14 protein-coding genes, 1 tRNA gene and 1 other RNA gene are annotated in these 18,044 nt (G+C 39.8%); 12 read left to right on the top strand and 4 right to left on the bottom strand.

Annotated elements, in window-relative coordinates:
* Positions 1-205: 205 nt before the first annotated feature.
* A tRNA-Ile gene (locus tag GM920_RS17245) sits at positions 206-279 on the bottom strand.
* A 67-nt stretch (positions 280-346) separates the two neighbouring features.
* On the opposite strand from GM920_RS17245, the gene GM920_RS17250 reads away from it, so the two are divergent.
* The 3 genes from GM920_RS17250 (at position 347) to GM920_RS17260 (ending at position 2,964) form a co-directional block, all read left to right on the top strand.
* The gene (locus GM920_RS17250; protein WP_182959812.1) at positions 347-982 is read left to right on the top strand and encodes an HAD family hydrolase; all 636 of its coding nucleotides are present in this window, start codon (positions 347-349) and stop codon (positions 980-982) included.
* Positions 983-1,032: 50 nt separating this feature from the next.
* Positions 1,033-1,350, top strand: coding sequence for a DUF962 domain-containing protein (locus tag GM920_RS17255; protein ID WP_182959813.1), 318 nt, complete (start codon positions 1,033-1,035; stop codon positions 1,348-1,350).
* Between the two features lie 108 nt (positions 1,351-1,458).
* Positions 1,459-2,964, top strand: a complete 1,506-nt coding sequence (locus tag GM920_RS17260; RefSeq protein ID WP_182959814.1) for a catalase — start codon at positions 1,459-1,461, stop codon at positions 2,962-2,964.
* A gap of 96 nt (positions 2,965-3,060) precedes the next feature.
* Here GM920_RS17260 and GM920_RS17265 read toward each other — a convergent pair whose 3' ends face one another.
* Positions 3,061-4,245, bottom strand: a complete 1,185-nt coding sequence (locus GM920_RS17265) for a proline dehydrogenase family protein (RefSeq protein WP_182959815.1) — start codon at positions 4,243-4,245, stop codon at positions 3,061-3,063.
* Positions 4,246-4,342: 97 nt separating this feature from the next.
* Here GM920_RS17265 and GM920_RS17270 point away from each other — a divergent pair, with 97 nt between their 5' ends.
* From GM920_RS17270 to aroC, 6 genes are all read left to right on the top strand, one after another.
* A complete protein-coding gene (locus GM920_RS17270) occupies positions 4,343-4,549 on the top strand; it encodes an RNA-binding S4 domain-containing protein (RefSeq protein WP_182959816.1) in 207 nt (68 codons plus the stop codon).
* Positions 4,549-5,613 (top strand): 3-dehydroquinate synthase, encoded by a 1,065-nt coding sequence (gene aroB / locus GM920_RS17275; protein ID WP_182959817.1) that lies wholly within the window; start codon positions 4,549-4,551, stop codon positions 5,611-5,613. The genes GM920_RS17270 and aroB overlap by 1 nt, the downstream gene beginning before the upstream one ends.
* 400 nt (positions 5,614-6,013) lie before the next feature.
* On the top strand, positions 6,014-6,850 hold the full coding sequence (locus GM920_RS17280; RefSeq protein WP_182959818.1) for a prephenate dehydratase: 837 nt from the start codon (positions 6,014-6,016) through the stop codon (positions 6,848-6,850).
* A gap of 60 nt (positions 6,851-6,910) precedes the next feature.
* Positions 6,911-8,050, top strand: a complete 1,140-nt coding sequence (locus tag GM920_RS17285; RefSeq protein ID WP_182959819.1) for a chorismate mutase — start codon at positions 6,911-6,913, stop codon at positions 8,048-8,050.
* A 2-nt stretch (positions 8,051-8,052) separates the two neighbouring features.
* On the top strand, positions 8,053-9,306 hold the full coding sequence (locus GM920_RS17290; RefSeq protein WP_182959820.1) for a 3-phosphoshikimate 1-carboxyvinyltransferase: 1,254 nt from the start codon (positions 8,053-8,055) through the stop codon (positions 9,304-9,306).
* 23 nt (positions 9,307-9,329) lie between these two features.
* Positions 9,330-10,424 (top strand): chorismate synthase, encoded by a 1,095-nt coding sequence (gene aroC, locus GM920_RS17295; RefSeq protein ID WP_182959821.1) that lies wholly within the window; start codon positions 9,330-9,332, stop codon positions 10,422-10,424.
* A gap of 113 nt (positions 10,425-10,537) precedes the next feature.
* Here the strand turns inward: aroC and GM920_RS17300 are convergent, their stop codons facing one another.
* Positions 10,538-12,961 (bottom strand): alpha-ketoacid dehydrogenase subunit alpha/beta, encoded by a 2,424-nt coding sequence (locus GM920_RS17300; RefSeq protein ID WP_182959822.1) that lies wholly within the window; start codon positions 12,959-12,961, stop codon positions 10,538-10,540.
* Positions 12,962-13,093: 132 nt separating this feature from the next.
* Between GM920_RS17300 and GM920_RS17305 the strand changes: the two genes are divergently transcribed.
* From GM920_RS17305 to ssrA, 3 genes are all read left to right on the top strand, one after another.
* Positions 13,094-13,486, top strand: a complete 393-nt coding sequence (locus GM920_RS17305; protein ID WP_182959824.1) for a DUF1573 domain-containing protein — start codon at positions 13,094-13,096, stop codon at positions 13,484-13,486.
* 61 nt (positions 13,487-13,547) lie between these two features.
* Positions 13,548-14,750, top strand: coding sequence for a pyridoxal phosphate-dependent aminotransferase (locus GM920_RS17310; protein WP_182959826.1), 1,203 nt, complete (start codon positions 13,548-13,550; stop codon positions 14,748-14,750).
* A gap of 28 nt (positions 14,751-14,778) precedes the next feature.
* Positions 14,779-15,145, top strand: a transfer-messenger RNA (tmRNA) gene (gene ssrA, locus GM920_RS17315).
* A 49-nt stretch (positions 15,146-15,194) separates the two neighbouring features.
* Here the strand turns inward: ssrA and GM920_RS17320 are convergent.
* Positions 15,195-18,044 (bottom strand): glycoside hydrolase family 2 protein, encoded by a 2,850-nt coding sequence (locus GM920_RS17320; RefSeq protein ID WP_182959828.1) that lies wholly within the window; start codon positions 18,042-18,044, stop codon positions 15,195-15,197.

Raw genomic sequence — 18,044 nt, forward strand, 5'->3', positions numbered from 1 at the left:
GGCATTCAGATCGCAATTTAGAGGGGTAAAAAATATTGAATTCTTCCTTTTCAGGCTAACCCAGTTGTATGCATAAAATCGAAAAAAAGTATCAGTGCTCCACAAGTTTTGGGATTGATCCATGATTTATTAGTAATTTCATCTAGTCAAAATTATAAAACGAAAAAAGCCGTTCTTCTTTTCAGAAAAACGGCTTTTTAAGCAGTGGGCCATGATGGGCTCGAACCATCGACCAAAAGATTATGAGTCTTCTACTCTAACCAGCTGAGCTAATGGCCCTGAAAAATCTTATTGATTTTGCGAATGCAATGTTACATATTTGAATCGAATTTTCGAAACAGTTTCTATGAAAAAAATAAAAAATATCATCTTCGATTACGGCAATGTCATCTTTGAAATAGACTTTAAACGCGCTCAAAAAGCTCTAATACAACTCGGTATAGAGAACATTGAAGAGTTTTTTGCGCATAAAAACCACCACAATATTTTTAATGATTTTGAGACCGGATCGATCAGTCCAGCCGAATTTAGGGCAGGAATTCGTCAGGAATCGACAAATAAAGACATCACAGATGAACAAATTGATGCTGCTTGGAACAGTTTATTGATCGGAGTTCCAGAAAATGTGCATGAAGTTTTGTTAAAAGTGAAGGAAAAATACCGCACATTTTTACTGAGTAACAACAACGAGATCCATTACAATTGGATCGTAGATTATTTGAAAAGGGAATTTGACATGTTAGACAATAGCGGGTTATTTGAAAAAGCATACTATTCTCAGCAAATGTTATTGAGAAAACCACATGTAGAAATATTTGAGAAGGTTTTGAAGGAGAACAACCTCATCCCGGAAGAGACTTTGTTTATCGACGACAGTCCACAGCACCTTGTAGGCGCAAAAACAGCAGGTATGCAGACCTTGTTGATGACAAAGCACCCAAAATACCTCGAAGAAGTATTAAAGGAGCACCATATCCTTTAATGCCTCCTAAAAAAAACGTAAATTGCGGGCCTAAATAAAAATAAGACACAATGGCTGAACAAAAATTTAAAACTCTGAAAGAATTCTATCCATATTATTTGACAGAGCATAAAAATTTAACCAGTCGGGTGTTACATTTTATAGGAACAGGCCTCGTAATTCTTTCTGTATTTACAGGAATCCTATTTCACGAATGGCGTTTCATTTTAGCGACGCCATTCCTGGGATACGGTTTTGCCTGGATTGGCCATTTCTTTTTTGAGAAGAACAAACCTTCCACCTTCAAATATCCGATGTTCAGTCTTGCCAGCGACTTTATATTGTTCTGGGAATTACTGACCGGAAATCAGGACTTCAAAGTGAGCTAGTATAAGCTGATTACCAGCATAGAAATACTCTATATCAGTATAGATATTTACAGTTTGCTACCGATCGTTATTAACCATAATTTTATCATAAACAATAAATCACCGTTTATGGAAAATAACAATACGAACAAACGCAAACTTACTACTGCATCTGGTAGACCTTATGCTGAACATGAAAATACTCAATCTGTAGGAAGTCGCGGACCGCTACTGCTACAGGATTTTATTCTCCATGAAAAGATGGCCCACTTTAACCGGGAAAGGATTCCTGAACGTGTAGTTCACGCAAAAGGAACCGGTGCTTATGGTACATTTAAGGTAACACATGACATCACTCCCTATACAAAAGCCAAAATCTTCGGAGCAATTGGTAATGAATGTAAAATATTCTTAAGGTTCTCTACCGTTGGTGGTGAAAAAGGTAGTGCCGATTCTGAAAGGGATCCACGTGGTTTTGCCATAAAATTTTACACGGAAGACGGAAACTGGGATCTTGTTGGGAACAATACCCCGGTATTCTTTGTCAAGGACCCAAAGAAATTCAGTGATTTCATTCATACTCAAAAGAGAGATCCAAGAACAAATTTAAAAAGCCCTACCATGATGTGGGATTTCTGGTCGTTAAATCCAGAAAGTCTTCACCAGGTAGTGATCTTGATGTCTGATCGTGGTACCCCCTACTCCCTACGTAACATGGATGGCTTTGGTAGCCATACCTACTCCTTCATCAATAAAAACAATGAACGCACCTGGGTAAAATTCCACTTTAAAACTCAGCAAGGCATTAAAAACTTTACCGGACCTGAAGCAGATGCGATGCGTACTCAGGATATGGACCATGCTCAGCGTGATTTAGTGGATGCAATTGACCGTGGAGATTTCCCAAAATGGGACCTAAAAATTCAGGTCATGACAGAAGCTGAAGCCAAAACATTTAGATGGAATCCTTTTGATTTGACTAAGGTATGGCCACATGGAGAATTCCCACTCTTAGATGTAGGAGTACTCGAACTCAATCAAATTCCAAGAAATTACTTTGCTCATGTAGAGCAAGCTGCTTTTGCGCCTTCAAATACTGTTGACGGTATTGGATATTCGCCTGATAAAATGCTTCAGGGACGTATATTATCTTACGCGGATGCACATCGCTATCGATTAGGCGTAAACTACGAGCAAATCCCGGTAAACACTTGCCCTTTTATGGTGAACAATTACCATCGTGATGGACAAATGCGCATTGACGATAATGGAAATGATGATCCAAACTACTACCCGAACAGCTTTGGGGATGTCATTCCTGATGAAAGTTATAAAGAACCAGCATGGGAATTAGATTCTAATGTTGCCGATTGGTACGATAGAAATGAAGGTCCAGGTGATAACGATCATTATACACAACCCGGCGACCTTTACCGCAAGGTAATGAGCCCGGCAGACCGTACAAATCTGGTAAACAATATTGTTGGCGCCATGAGTGGCATTACCGGTCCTAAAAAAGCACAAATCATCAATTTACAATTGTGCCATTTCTTTAGAGCAGATATTCAATTGGGTATGGCGGTTGCGAAAGGCTTGGGTGTTGATGTGGATCAGGCTATGGGACAAAAGCACTAATCAAATGATAAAACAAGCAAGAACCCGCTAAACGGGACAAGGCTCCAATAAAAAATCCCCGCCTGAATCAGGCGGGGATTTTCATTTATAATCAGATTACAATTTTCTGCGTTCTTTCTCTTTCATGATCAAACCAAGCTCTCTGCTGGTTTGTCCTGCAATTGAAGTATTTTCCTGCGCTCTTCTGAAAAGATATGGCATAACGGCTTTAATCGGCCCGTAAGGAACATATTTAGCTACATTATAACCAGCATCAGATAGATTGAAGCTCAAGTTATCACTCATTCCCAACAATTGGGCAAAATACACATGAGGGTGGTTATGGTCTACTTTGTGCTTATCCAACAGGTTTGCAAGCACTCTACAGCTGTCTTCGTTATGCGTACCACAAACAATTGCAATTTCATTAATATGGGCCATGCAATAGTTTAAAGATTCGTCATAATCTCTGTCGGAAGCCGCTTTATTAGGTTGAATCGGCGATAAATAGCCCATTTCTTCCGCTCTTCTACGCTCTTTCTCCATATAAGCACCTCTTACCATTTTCACACCAAGAATATAACCGGCTGCTTTGGCGATCAAATGATCTGCTTTCATGTCAGCTAGTTTATCATGACGGTACATTTGATAAGTATTGTACACAATAATACGCTCTCTATTGAACAAACGCATCATATCTACAGCCAACTCATCAATGGTATCCTGGATCCAGGTTTCTTCTGCATCCACCATGATTGGTACGTTTTTATCATAAGCTACGCTACAGATCTTTTCGCATCTGGCTTTCACTTTAGCATATTCCGCTTCTTCAGCAGCTGTTAAAGTTTGTTTTGCATCTAACTTTTCCAGCAGGGCAAAACGGCCAATACCAGTCACTTTAAATACAGAGATTGGAAGACGTGGATCTCCTGCAGCTCTTTCTATCGTTCTGATGATCTCTTCGCAAGTAAAATCAAATACTGATTCTTCCTCTTCTCCTTCTACTGAATAATCCAGAATCGTACCTACATTTCCGATAGCCAGCTGTGCAATGGTGTGTTCACACTCCGCAATCGTTTCGCCGCCACAAAAATGTTTAAAAATAGTAGCCTTGATGATTGATTTTATAGGCAAGCCTATGTTTAGAAAAAAATTGGTAATTGGAGGACCAACTTTTGTTAAGAAATTACTGCTGATTACTTTGAAAAGCCAATATCCAGCGTTTAATTCTGAATTTGATTTGTTACGAAAAGCAACCTCAGTGTTGTCAAAATTTAATGTTTTTTTGGGGAAAATTTCCATTTAAGTCGTATGGTTAGTCATATTGCATGCAAAAGTATAAATTCCACGGCTAACCATGCTACAACCCTTTATAAATAATTGTAAATTTGCAGGTATAATGATAGAATTCAAATTAGAAGGTGAGTTTATTCCACTCATTCAGTTGCTAAAAGCAACTTCACTAGTACAAAGTGGTGGCGAAGCACAAACAGTTGTAGAAGACGGTTTGGTAAAATATAATGGCAAAGTAGACTTCCGCAAGCGGTTAAAAGTTCGCGTAGGCGATGTAATTAGCTTTATGGGTCAAAAAATAACCGTAATTTAATGAACGTTATAGAAAGCTCAGGCCATAACATCCATTTTGAAACGGAACTTGCGCCATTAGCACAAATCATAGAAGAGGGTAACTACAGTAAGGTATTTATCTTCGTAGACAGGAATACTTCGGAATTTTGTCTGCCTTTGTTACAGGGAATGCTGGACGATTATACCAACTTCGACCTGATTGAAACAGATCCTGGAGAAGAAAACAAGAACATTGATTTTTGTATTGGTATTTGGAAGACCTTATTAGATTTTGAAGCAGATCGTAAATGTCTAATGATCAATCTCGGTGGAGGTGTGATTACAGATATGGGTGGTTTCATTGCATCAACCTATAAAAGAGGAATTGATTTCATCAACATCCCAACTACCTTATTGGCACAAGTAGATGCTTCTGTGGGTGGAAAAACCGGGATCGACATCGACAATGTAAAGAATATGGTGGGTACTTTTGCCCTTCCACAAGCTGTATTTATTGAAACATCCTTCTTGAAAACACTACCGGAAAGAGAATTACTATCAGGATTTGCAGAAATGATCAAACACGGTTTGATTGTAGATGCAGCTTACTACCAACGCTTAAAAGCTGCTGACTATAAAGATATCGCTCCTATTGAGGTTCACCGTTCAGTAGAAATCAAGAATGAAGTGGTTACTGAAGATCCTCAGGAAAAAGGTCGCCGTAAAATATTAAACTTTGGTCATACCATTGGTCATGCGGTAGAAAGCTATGCCCTAATCAACGATAAAGCGCCACTGACCCATGGGGAGGCCATCGCTATCGGAATGGTTGCGGAGGCCTATTTATCTAGCACGAACAATACGCTGAGTCCAGAAGAATTAGCAGACATTACCCAATATATCCTAAGCATTTACCCTGCATATCACATCAAAAAAGAAAGCTTTACTGATCTTTTAGGTTTCATGCAGAGCGATAAAAAGAATGAACATGGACAAATTATGTTTTCTTTACTAAGTAAAACAGGTGCTTGTGATTACAATTGCATCGTTACAGAAAAGGATATTTTGGAAGCTTTAGCTTACTATAATAATCAGGCTAAATAAGGTCTGAAACTATTTTTAGCTGCGTTTTTCAAAAAATAAATATAGAGAGAACCGGGGCTAAAACAGCTAATGTTTTGTCACACAACGAATAACACAGTACACACGATAAATAATTTTTTTTAAGAAAGTATTGACAAATTAAATTTTGTTGTTACATTTGGAAAAACAAAAACGAAAAAACAATCGAGATGAAAAATGTTACTACATATTGGTTTGGTTACTTTTACTACTTTAGTAAGAGCCGGGACTGATATGCAACATAAATCATAAGATAAGAGTGTATATGAAAAGTCCCGGCCTAAAGCCGGGACTTTTTTTTTTAACCAAAAAATTTAAAGCCCGCAGGAGGTCAAAAACCTTTCGCAAGCGTAAGAACCACAAGAAAATTCAATCAGGCAAAATGAAACAGAAAAAAACAAGAGTAGCAATTCAAGGTATTAAGGCATCATTTCATGAAGAGGCCGCATTCAAGTTCTTCGGAAAAGACATTGAAACCATAGAATGTAATTCTTTTAAACAGACTTGTGAAAGCCTGGAAAACAAGCAGTCTGATTTTGTGATCATGGCTATTGAAAACTCCATTGCGGGAAGCCTTTTACCAAACTACACCCTGATCCGCGAATACAATTTTGCGATCGTTGGAGAGGTTTACTTACCGATTCAATTGCACCTAATGGCTTTGCCAGGTGTTAAATTTGAAGACATTAAATTTGCGACCTCCCACCCGATTGCGATTCGTCAGTGTGTAGATTTCTTCGATGATTTCCCTCACATTCAGGTGATTGAAAGCAACGATACTGCAGCTTGTGCAAAACGCATTAAAGAAGAGCAATTAACTGACACTGTAGCCATTGCGAATACGCTAGCAGCAGAATTATACGGACTAAATATCATTGAAAGAAGAATCGAGTCCAACAAAAAGAACTATACCCGTTTCCTTGTGTTAAAAAAAGATAAAACAGACGATCTGCCGGAAATCAATAAAGCATCTATCTGCTTCCAGGTAGGCAACCATGTTGGTGCCTTATCTAAAGTACTCAACATCTTCGCTGAGCAAGATGTAAACTTAACTAAAATCCAAAGTATGCCGGTTCTAGGAAAAAGAAATGAATACTATTTCTACGTAGACATGGAATGGACCAACAACGAGCAATACGACAAAGCCATTCGTCAAACGCTAAAATACACGGTAAACTTCAACATTATGGGAGAATACATGAGAAACGATAAAGTATAATAAACAGAACCCCAATATCAAACCCTTCATAAAACATACAAAAATTAAACCCCAAAAAAGATGAAATTACAATTGAACATCCAGCCAATCAGTACTTGGTTGAACACCAACAACGAACCACTAATCATTTCAGGACCATGCAGTGCAGAAACTGAAGAACAATTGCTAACTACCGCACATTTACTAGCTGCTACAGGTAAAGTATCTGTACTTAGAGCTGGTATCTGGAAGCCACGTACCCGTCCGGGAGAATTCGAAGGTATCGGAAGCATTGGATTAGAGTGGTTGAAAAGAGCAAAAGCAGAAACAGGCTTACCTACAGCAGTAGAAGTTGCCAACGCAAAACATGTGGAAGAAGCTTTAGCAGCTGGTGTAGACATCCTTTGGATTGGTGCACGTTCAACTGTAAACCCATTTTGTGTTCAGGAAATTGCTGACGCTTTAAGAGGTGTTGACGTTCCAGTATTGGTTAAAAACCCAGTAAATCCAGATCTTCAGTTATGGATTGGTGCATTAGAGCGTATCAATGGTGCTGGTATCACTAAATTAGGTGCGATTCACCGTGGTTTCTCTTCATTCGAGAAAAGCTCGTTCCGTAACGAACCAATGTGGGAACTTGCGATTCAATTGAAAACTTTATGTCCTGATCTTCCGATCATCAACGACCCAAGTCATATCTGCGGTAACCGCGAATTAATCCCTTACATCTCACAAAAAGCACTTGATTTAGACATGCAAGGTCTAATGATTGAGTCACATGTTGACCCATCAGTAGCTTGGACAGATGCAAAACAACAAGTAACTCCTGCAGCTTTAAGCGAATTAGTTGAGCGTTTAACCGTTCGTGAGCCAGAGTCTAAAAACGAAGTATTTGTAGATCAATTGGCGGATTTACGTAAGCAAATCGACAAAATCGATGATCAATTGTTACAAAAACTAGGTGAGCGTATGGCGATCGTAGGTAAAATTGGCGAGTTCAAACGCGACAACCAAGTAACGATCTTACAAGTTAACCGTTGGGATGCAATCATGAACAAAGGAATTTCATTTGCAAAAGCATTGAAATTAGATCTGAACTTTACAGAGAAATTCTTAGAGTTGGTTCACGGTGAGTCTATCCGCAAACAAACAGAAATCATGAATGCTGGCAAAGTAGAAAAAGGCATTGCAGCAGAAACACATACAGAAGTTAAATCTTAAGAATGAGTAAGCATGCACTTGTTTCTTTTACCGGAAACACAGAAATCCATACAGAGATCACCCTTACGGGTTCAAAAAGCGAGTGCAACAGGGCATTAATCATTAGTGCTTCAAGTAAAGGAGCGGTAAAAGTAGAGAATATGTCTATTGCTGCCGATTCTGTCACCCTTGAACGCATCTTAAATCAGATTTCAACCGCAACTCCACATCAACAAACCGTTGATGTGGGACCTGCGGGTACTGCCATGCGCTTTTTAACGGCTTACCTTCCTACCCTTCCGGGTCAGTTTTTGCTGACTGGTACCGAAAGAATGAAACAACGTCCGATCGGTATTCTGACAGAAGCTTTAAAAGCAGTAGGCGCCGACATTAGTTATGCTGAAAAAGAAGGCTTCCCGCCATTGAACATTCAGGGTCCACTAAAACAAACAGCGGCAACTGTAAAAATCAAAGGAGACATTAGCAGTCAGTATATTTCTGCCTTGTTAATGATTGCCCCTAGCTTGGAGCAGGGCCTGACTTTACAGATTGAAGGGGAATTAACCTCTCTTCCCTATGTAAATATGACCTTGAATATGCTGGAAGAAGCTGGTATCAGTCATTCCTGGGATGGCCAAAACATCAGCATCAAACCACAACCTTTTAAACCAGCAACATTAGTAGTAGAACCGGATTGGAGCGCAGCCTCTTACTGGTATAGCATTGCTTGTCTGGCCTCAAAAGCAGAAATCTCTCTACCTTATTTAAAGGAAAAAAGCTTACAAGGTGATAGCCGAATCAGGTCAATCATGACTGCCTTCGGCGTAAAAACAGCGACTACAGCTGAAGGAATTACCCTTTCCTCTACTGATAAAAATTTCGACGAAGAGGTTTTAGACCTTAAAGATTGTCCGGATTTAGCACAAACCATTATTGTATGTGCGGCAGCTTTGAAGCAAAACCTTGCTTTCACTGGATTGGAGACCTTAAAAATTAAGGAAACTGACCGTGTTAAAGCGCTACAAAATGAACTTGCAAAAATTGGTGTAACTTTAAATGAGGACAACCTTATTTATACTTTAAACTGCGAAAATCTTCATTTCCCTGAGCGCGTTATTTTCGGTACTTATGAAGATCACCGCATGGCGATGGCTTTTGCCCCGCTGAGTTTATTGATCAAAGAAGTGGTATTGGAAGAAATGGATGTGGTTGAAAAATCATACCCAGACTTTTGGAAAGACCTGGAAAAAGCAGGATTTACAGTTACAGTGATTTAAATTAACCCATAAAAAAACAAAAAATGGCAGGTAATACATTCGGACAATTATTTCGCATCAGCACTTTTGGCGAATCACATGGTGCAGCTATTGGTGTTATTTTAGATGGCTGTCCGGCACAATTGCCCATTGATCTGGAATTTATTCAGTCGGAACTGGACAAGCGCAGACCCGGACAATCGAAAATCACCACCCAAAGGAAAGAAAGCGACACCGTTCAAATTCTTTCTGGTGTATTTGAAGGTAAAAGTACCGGTACTCCTATTGCGATGCTGATTCCGAATGAAGATCAACGGAGTAAAGATTACAGTCACAATACAGACGTTTACCGTCCTTCTCATGCCGATTACACTTATGATGCAAAATATGGCATCCGCGATCACCGTGGTGGTGGCCGTTCCTCTGCAAGAGAGACTGCTGCTCGCGTTGCTGCTGGTGCTATTGCCAAGTTGTTTTTAAAGCACCATGGCATTGAAATCTTTGCGCATGTATCGGCAGTAGGCAAGATTAATGCACCGAATCTGGACTCTTCTTTAACGATAGATCAGCTTTTGGAGATCAGGGAGGAGAACATCGTACGTTGCGCAGATCCGGCTACGGCAAAGGAAATGATCGAATGTATTGATGGCATTAGAAAAGATGGAGATACGATTGGTGGAAAAGTAAGCTGTATCATCAGAAACTGCCCGGTTGGCTTAGGCGAACCTGTTTTTGATAAACTACATGCTGATCTTGGAAAAGCGATGTTGAGCATCAATGCGGTACATGGTTTTGAATACGGTTCAGGATTTAGCGGAAGCGAAATGAGAGGATCGGAACACAATGATATCTTCCTTGTTGGGGAGGACCAGCCAAAAACATTAACCAATTTCTCCGGAGGAATTCAGGGAGGGATTGCTAATGGCATGGAAATCGACTTTACAGTTGCATTTAAGCCTGTAGCAACGATTATGCACAACCAACAAACCATTAATGCAGCTGGTGAAGCTGCAGAAATTAAAGGAAAAGGTCGTCATGATCCATGTGTGGTGCCACGCGCAGTGGTCATTGTGGAAGCCATGGCAGCTTTGGTGTTAGCAGATCAATTACTTAGAAATAAGAGCAGTAAACTGGATTAATCCAATGATTTAGCAGCTCAGTCTGTTAAAGCTGGTCAATAAAAAAGGTGTTCCTCAACAGAACACCTTTTTTTATATATAATTTCTAAAAGACGAATGATCTTTCCTTGGTATTAAAATATAGCGGGAAATTTAGTCGCATTATGTTCATGCATCATTTGGTAAACAGCCTCGATAATATCATCTACCGAAGGTTTAGTGAAATAATCACCATCAGAACCATAAGGAGGACGATGTGCTTTTGCACTAATTGTTTTTGGCTGTCCATCCAGGCTATAATACCCTTTTTGTTCTTCTAAAATCTGTTGTAAGATAAAAGCAGAGCCACCACCTGGCACATCTTCATCTACGACCAATAATTTATTGGTTTTCGTTAAAGACTGGGCACATACATGATCGGTATCAAAAGGAAGTAAAGTCTGGGGATCAATGATCTCTACAGAAATACCAAATTGAGCCAGTTCTTCTGCTGCTTCCTCTACCACTCTCAGTGTTGATCCGTAAGAAACAATCGTGATATCAGCACCTTCTTTAATCACTTCGGCTTTACCTAAAGGAACGGTAAAGTCGCCAACATTTTCAGGAAGTTTTTCTTTTAATCTATAGCCATTCAGACATTCAATTACTAAAGCTGGCTCATCAGATCTGAACAAAGTATTGTACATACCAGCAGCTTGAGTCATATTACGAGGCACACAAATATGCAATCCACGTAAAGAACCAAGGATCATTCCCATAGGAGATCCGGAATGCCATACCCCTTCCAGTCTATGTCCGCGGGTTCTGATAATTACTGGTGCTTTTTGTCCGGCTTTAGTACGGTAAGATAAACTTGCCAAATCATCACTTAATACATTCAAAGCAAACAACAGGTAATCCAGGTATTGAATCTCCGCAATTGGCCTAAGGCCTCTCATTGCCAATCCAATTCCTTGGCCAACAATCGTCATTTCTCTGATTCCTGTATCGGTAATTCTGAGGTCGCCATATTTAGCCTGCAAACCTGCAAAACCTTGATTTACATCACCAATAGCACCTAAATCCTCTCCAAAAGCAACTAATCTTGGATCGCGACCAAAGTTCGCATCGAAACAAGCATTTAACAATTCACGACCATCTACCATTTTGCTGGAATCGCTGTATTCAGCAGGCAGCACATCAATTAAGAAAGGGCTATCTTTTCCATCGGTAAATAACTTCGAGTTGTATCTTTCTGCATTCAGCTCAGTTTGTTCATTATACCATTCTAGCAGTGCTGTTCTTTCGCTGGAAAGCTCTTGAACAGTTAGGCGCAAAGCTTTTCTGGCAGAGGAAATCACCTCTTTACGCATGGCATCTGGCGTGCTGGCCAATTGAGCTGTAATTTTAGTGATGGCAGGATTTCCGTTAGCCACCTTATTGATCAATTCAATGACCTGATCTTTTTCAATTTTAATTGAAGCAAGGAACTCATTCCAGGCTTCTTTTTGGGTATCACGAACCATTTTCTTGGCCGTATCTTCCATTTCCACCAATTCTTCTTCAGAGATAATGGCTGATTCAATCATCCATTTACGCATCTGAACGATACAATCGAACTCTTTTTCCCATTCTAAGCGCGCTTTATCTTTATAGCGTTCGTGGGAACCAGAAGTAGAATGTCCTTGTGGCTGTGTAACCTCTGTAACGTGGATCATTACCGGAACATGTTCTGTACGGCATACATCGATCGCTTTTTGGTAGGTTTCACATAAAGCCGGGTAATCCCAACCTTTTACTTTATAGATCTCATATCCATCGGCATTTTCATCCCTTTGGAAACCTTTGAGAATCTCAGAAATATCTTCTTTAGTAGTTTGATACTTTGCAGGAACAGAAATTCCATATCCATCATCCCAAATAGAGATGGCCATCGGAATTTGTAAAACTCCTGCGGCATTGATCGACTCGAAAAAGATCCCTTCAGAGGTAGAAGCATTACCAATTGTTCCAAAGGCTACTTCATTTCCTTCCACAGAAAAGTTTTTCAGGTATTCTAACTCTGGATTTTGTCTGAACAATTTGGAAGCATAAGCCAGTCCGACTAATCTTGCCATTTGTCCACCTGTAGGAGCAATATCTGAAGAACAGTTTTTCATGGCTGTCTGGTCTTTCCAATTTCCATCTTCATCGATAGAACGGCTTGCAAAGTGACAGTTCATTTGTCTGCCTGCGGATGCAGGTTCAGCTTCAACACTAGGGTTGGCGTATAATTGGGCAAAAAATTCTTTGATGGTACAAATGCCTGTAGCAAATGCAAAAGTCTGATCTCTGTAATAGCCAGAGCGCCAGTCTCCATTCTTAAAGGCTTTGGCCATGGCAATCTGAGGAACTTCCTTTCCATCACCAAAAATACCAAACTTCGCCTTACCCGTTAACACCTCCTTACGACCCAATAAACTGGCTTGTCGACTCTCGAAAGCAATTTTATAGTCGTTTACCACAATAGTCTTAAAGTCCTCAAAACTTAACTCTGAAGCATCAATAGGATTGGTAGTAGGTGTAATATCAGGCATCATAAGCAATATTAGTTAGGGCACAAAGATACATAAAATCTAAAGTATGACTTATGGCTGTTCTGTAATTTATATATTGGAATACTTTTTGATTTATGAATCAAAAGTTTAAATTTGCTTTAAATCACCATAATCATGAAAAAGTTATTACTATTATTTACATTAATTTTAGGAGTAAGTGTTGCTACTAACGCTCAAACAAAACCAGCTGAGTTCAAATTTGATAAGGAGCTGAACGATTTTGGTAAAATCCCTGTAAACAAAGCTGCAACCATTGAGTTTAAATTCGTTAACACTGGAGATCAACCATTGATTATTTCAAAAGTAGAGACTACTTGTGGTTGTACAGTACCTGAATACACTCAAGTTCCTGTGAAAAAAGGAGAAGGTGGTACCATTAAAGTGACTTATAACCCAACTGGTGCTGCAATGCCATTTAGCAAAGCGATTACCATCACTTCAAATGCTAAAACCACTACTAAAGTTTTATACATCAAAGGTGAAACTGTAGCAGCTCCTACTAAGTAATTTTTAAAACGATATTTTTATTAAGACCTCGTTCTATAACGAGGTCTTTTATTTTTGCGATATGCCTAACATTTCAGAAAAAGGGTTCCAAATGCCCGCATCACCAATCAGAAAGCTAACTCCATTTGCTGACCAAGCAAAAAAAGATGGCAAAAAAGTTTTTCATTTAAACATTGGACAACCAGATATAGCGACACCAGAAGGCATGCTGAATGCCATCAAGAATATAGATTTTGATGTTTGGGCTTATACCCCATCAGAAGGAACGCTATCTTACAGAACCAAATTAGCGGAATACTATAATAAATTAGGGTACAACATCACTCCTGCGGATATTTTAGTTACCGTTGGTGGATCTGAGGCGATCACTATTGCCATGCAAACCTGCGTAAATGAAGGTGATGAAATCATCATTCCAGAGCCTTTCTATGCGAATTACAATGGATTTGCTTGTATGAGTAATGTGGTTGTAAAACCAATCTTATCACATATTGAGAATGGCTTTGCCCTTCCTCCTATTGCGGAATTTGAGAAGTTAATCACGCCTCGTACTAAAGCAATCATCATTTGTAACCCGAATAACCCAACTGGTTATTTATATTCTAAAGAAGAATTAGAAGCACTTAAGGAACTTTGTCTGAAATACGACTTATTCTTATTTTCTGATGAGGCTTACCGTGAGTTCTGCTACGATGGAAAAGAGTTCATCTCTCCAATGCATTTAGATGGTCTTGATGAAAATGTGGTAATCATGGATACGGTATCAAAAAGATACAGTGCTTGTGGTGCAAGATTAGGTTGTTTGATTACGAAAAACAAGGAAGTGATCCAATCTGGGTTAAAGTTTGCACAAGCAAGACTTAGTCCGGGTATGGTTGAACAAATTGCAGGTACCGCAGCAGTGGATACTCCAGACAGCTATTTTGAGGCCGTTAATAAAGAATATACGCTTCGTAGAGATACAATTGTAAAAAGATTGAATGCGATTGAAGGTGTTTTTTGTCCGAATCCAGGTGGTGCATTTTACGTGGTTGCGAAGTTTCCAATTGATGATGCTGACGTATTTTGTCAGTGGATGCTGGAAAGCTTTGAGCATAACAATCAAACAGTTATGATGGCTCCTGCTACAGGATTCTACTCTACTCCTGGTTCTGGAAAAAATGAAGTTAGAATGGCTTATGTCTTAAATACTGATGACATTAACCAAGCTATGGATTGTCTGGAAATTGCATTAAAACAATATCCTGGTAGAACTATGGCATAAAATTCATACATTTGTGTTACTAACACATGGGGCCGTTTTGGATTTGACAGGGTGGCGCTACGTATGTTAGCATGCAGTGCGTTGTACGGCGAGCACTTAAAAGAGAACGTTCACACTATAATTGGCGAAAATAACTACGCCTTAGCTGCCTAATTTAGAATTACGCTAGCTTTTGTCCCTCTGACTGCTGCATCGTTAGGTTAGAATATGGGGCATCGAAATAACAATGCTGGCTGCTAATAGGTACGGATTAGCGGCGAGATAAAGTACCTAAGGAAAAAGACAAGGTAGGTTTCCGGCCCGTCTGCTCCCGACAATAAAATGGAAAACAAGCATGTAGAAGGCATAACTTATCACACAACTGGACAAGGGTTCGAACCCCTTCGGCTCCACCCAGAGGGGAATCATTCATGATTCCCCTCTTTTTTTACAGACTAAAATGCCTTAGCGTTTCTCATTGGTCTTTACCCCATAAAACTGCAGATCTTTAATGGCCACCTTACTCTTTTCCGGTTGCACCTCAGAAATGGTTATTTTGATTTGTCTCACATTTTCATAATTGTAAGATAAGGGCTTGTACTCTTGACCCGAAACCTTTTTATTGGTGATTACATTTTGCCAATTGATCCCATTTGTGGAAAGGGCAATGGAATAGGTATACCAATCACTATCTTTCCCCCAAATGATCCGGCTGCCTTTGAGTGTATAGCTATCCCCAAGGTTGATCACTAATTCAGTCGGCAGTTGATTTTTCCCTGGCATCCAGATCGTAGAAAGATTATCGTCAATCAAATTTTCAATTTTAGTTGGCAGCCCTCCCAGTGGTTCCCTGATCATTTCAGGAGTAACTTTAATTGGAGGAGGCAACACATCGACAGCATCGGTTGGCAATACAGAACTATCCTCTGTTTCTTTTTCAAACTTCCATTTTGCATGAATCCCATCTTGTAAAAATCTCCCAGCATAAGGAATTGTACTCATCGTTGTACTGGCTGATTTTAATCCGGAACTACCTGCTGTGATTATAATATTTCCTGCCTTTTCAGAAGTTTGGATGATACCATATCCGATACCTCCTTCGGTATACTGAACAGCTGCTTCAATTCTTGGAATAGCCGCTCCTATCAAGGCTCCTTCCCCAGTTACCTGCAGATTGATTTTAAACGACTGCAGCGCTTTTGTATTTGTAATGACCGTTCCATCCTTATCACATACTTTAATATATACCGGTATCATATCCGATCCGTCTGCAACTGGTTTTATACCCCAGTCAGCAATTTCAATTTCCAGGTGGTCTGGCTTTCCTGGTGTTTTAACAACAGATTTTGCAACCACTTTACCATCCATTATACCTTCGGCTTTCAATTCGCCTGGTTCGTAACCACTCGTCTTAAATGTATAATATGGACTTCCTCCTTTTGCAGCTACAAAAGGAGCAGTAACCGCATTGTCCTTTCTGGTCATATCGCCAATCAGTTGATTGTTTCGGTATAATTTCACCTGGTCGCAATTCGAAAAAACAGTAATTGTTGAATCCAAATCTGGTCGGCTGTTATAACTCGCTATAAAAACCATTGGTCCATATACAGGATTTCGTGCATCTTGCATCGCCTGTAACTGATAGTACCCAAACTTCTCATAACGGTCGATATCCACTACGCCACTGAAAGCAGTAATTACATCTGAACCCCGGGTATAGTCATTATAACTCCACAAAAAATATCCACCAATTCTTTTGTTGGCATCCAGTTTTGCATGATCCCAGTATCCACCTTCTTCCTCCAACATAGTTCCATTCAATGCATTTTGTCTTAAAACACATTGTGCTAAGAGACCTTTAGCCGTATACATTCTTGATGCCCTCAAGCCATTTTCCTTTTGCGGATCGGCCATCCAGGTATCGCCCCATTCTCTCGTAAGGGAAGGCATCTCAGGGTTAGGGTCGGTACCATCTTCATTAATCACCTTATAACTTACATCATAATACTTTCTTCCTTTAGCAAAGAAATCATCTGCTGTAAACATCTGGTTGTTGGGCATTTCTTCATGGGCTATCCTTACGACTTCTTTTGCCCATGAATCCGGTGTGGGTGATTCGTTTAACGAGGTTTCCCATAAGAAAACAGAAGGACGATTTCGATCACGCCGAATCATTTCCCGTACCTGCTGGTAGGTTCTTTTAATGAATACAGAATCTTTATTAAATAATTGCCATCCAGGCTCACATTCTATCACCAACAAACCGATTTTATCACAAGCATCTAAAAAAGCTGGAGACTGTGGATAATGTGCGGCTCTCACCGCATTGAAACCACCCTTCTTCAATTGCATGGCATCTCTGTATTGCATAGAATTAGCGGCTGCATCACCAATAAACTGGTAATTCTGGTGCCTGTTGGCACCTCTCAGATATAACTTCTCTCCATTCATGTAAAAACCATCTGACTTCCCTTCAGGAGATCTGAAAGCAATGCTGCGGATTCCCATTAAAGTTATTTTTTCATCTGACAGTTTTTTGCCTTTATATACCTGGGATACCACATGGTATTGGTAAGGATGATCGGGATGCCACAACTTTGGCTGCAGAACAACCAGGTTTTGATCAAATTCCATTTCAGCTTTAACTAAACCCTTGGTTACAGAACGGGCAACCTCCTTTTCATTGCGATCTCTTATGCTGCTAACCAGCGTAACGGAGTCACTTATTCCTATTCCGTTTACCAGGTGTGTCTTGATATTTATTTCCGCTTTCTCCTTTTGCACTTTTGGATAGGTAATAAACAAACCTCCTCCGGCAATTTTATTGGCTTCAAGAGGATCAGAAATATAGAGTTTGTTGGTTATTATTAAAGATACATCACGATAAATGCCACCATAATAATTAAAATCCAGTCTATCCAGTTCTTTCCCCGGAGGGGTAAGGGGATCGTTGGTATTTACAACCCGCAGGGCCAAAACATTGGTACGATCAAACTTAACTACGGCTGTTATATCCACCACAAAACCCAAATATCCGCCATAATGTGTGGCTACCTTTTCCCCATTCAGAAACACCTCACAATTCTTCTGTACCCCTTCAAAATTCAATGTAATCCGCTTTCTACTGGCCCACTGATCAACTTTGAAATACCTACGGTACCAGCCAACACCCTGGTAAATTTGAGCACCACCATTGTGTTTTTTCTCCAGCCGCATACTATGTGGTACCGCAACGGAAAACCACTTGTCGTCATTAAACTTAAGCGACTCGGCTCCTTTAACATCTCCTCTGAAAAAGGCCCAATTTGTATTCAA

The sequence above is a fragment of the Pedobacter gandavensis genome, from assembly GCF_014172405.1.
In the GTDB taxonomy this organism is placed as follows: domain Bacteria; phylum Bacteroidota; class Bacteroidia; order Sphingobacteriales; family Sphingobacteriaceae; genus Pedobacter; species Pedobacter gandavensis.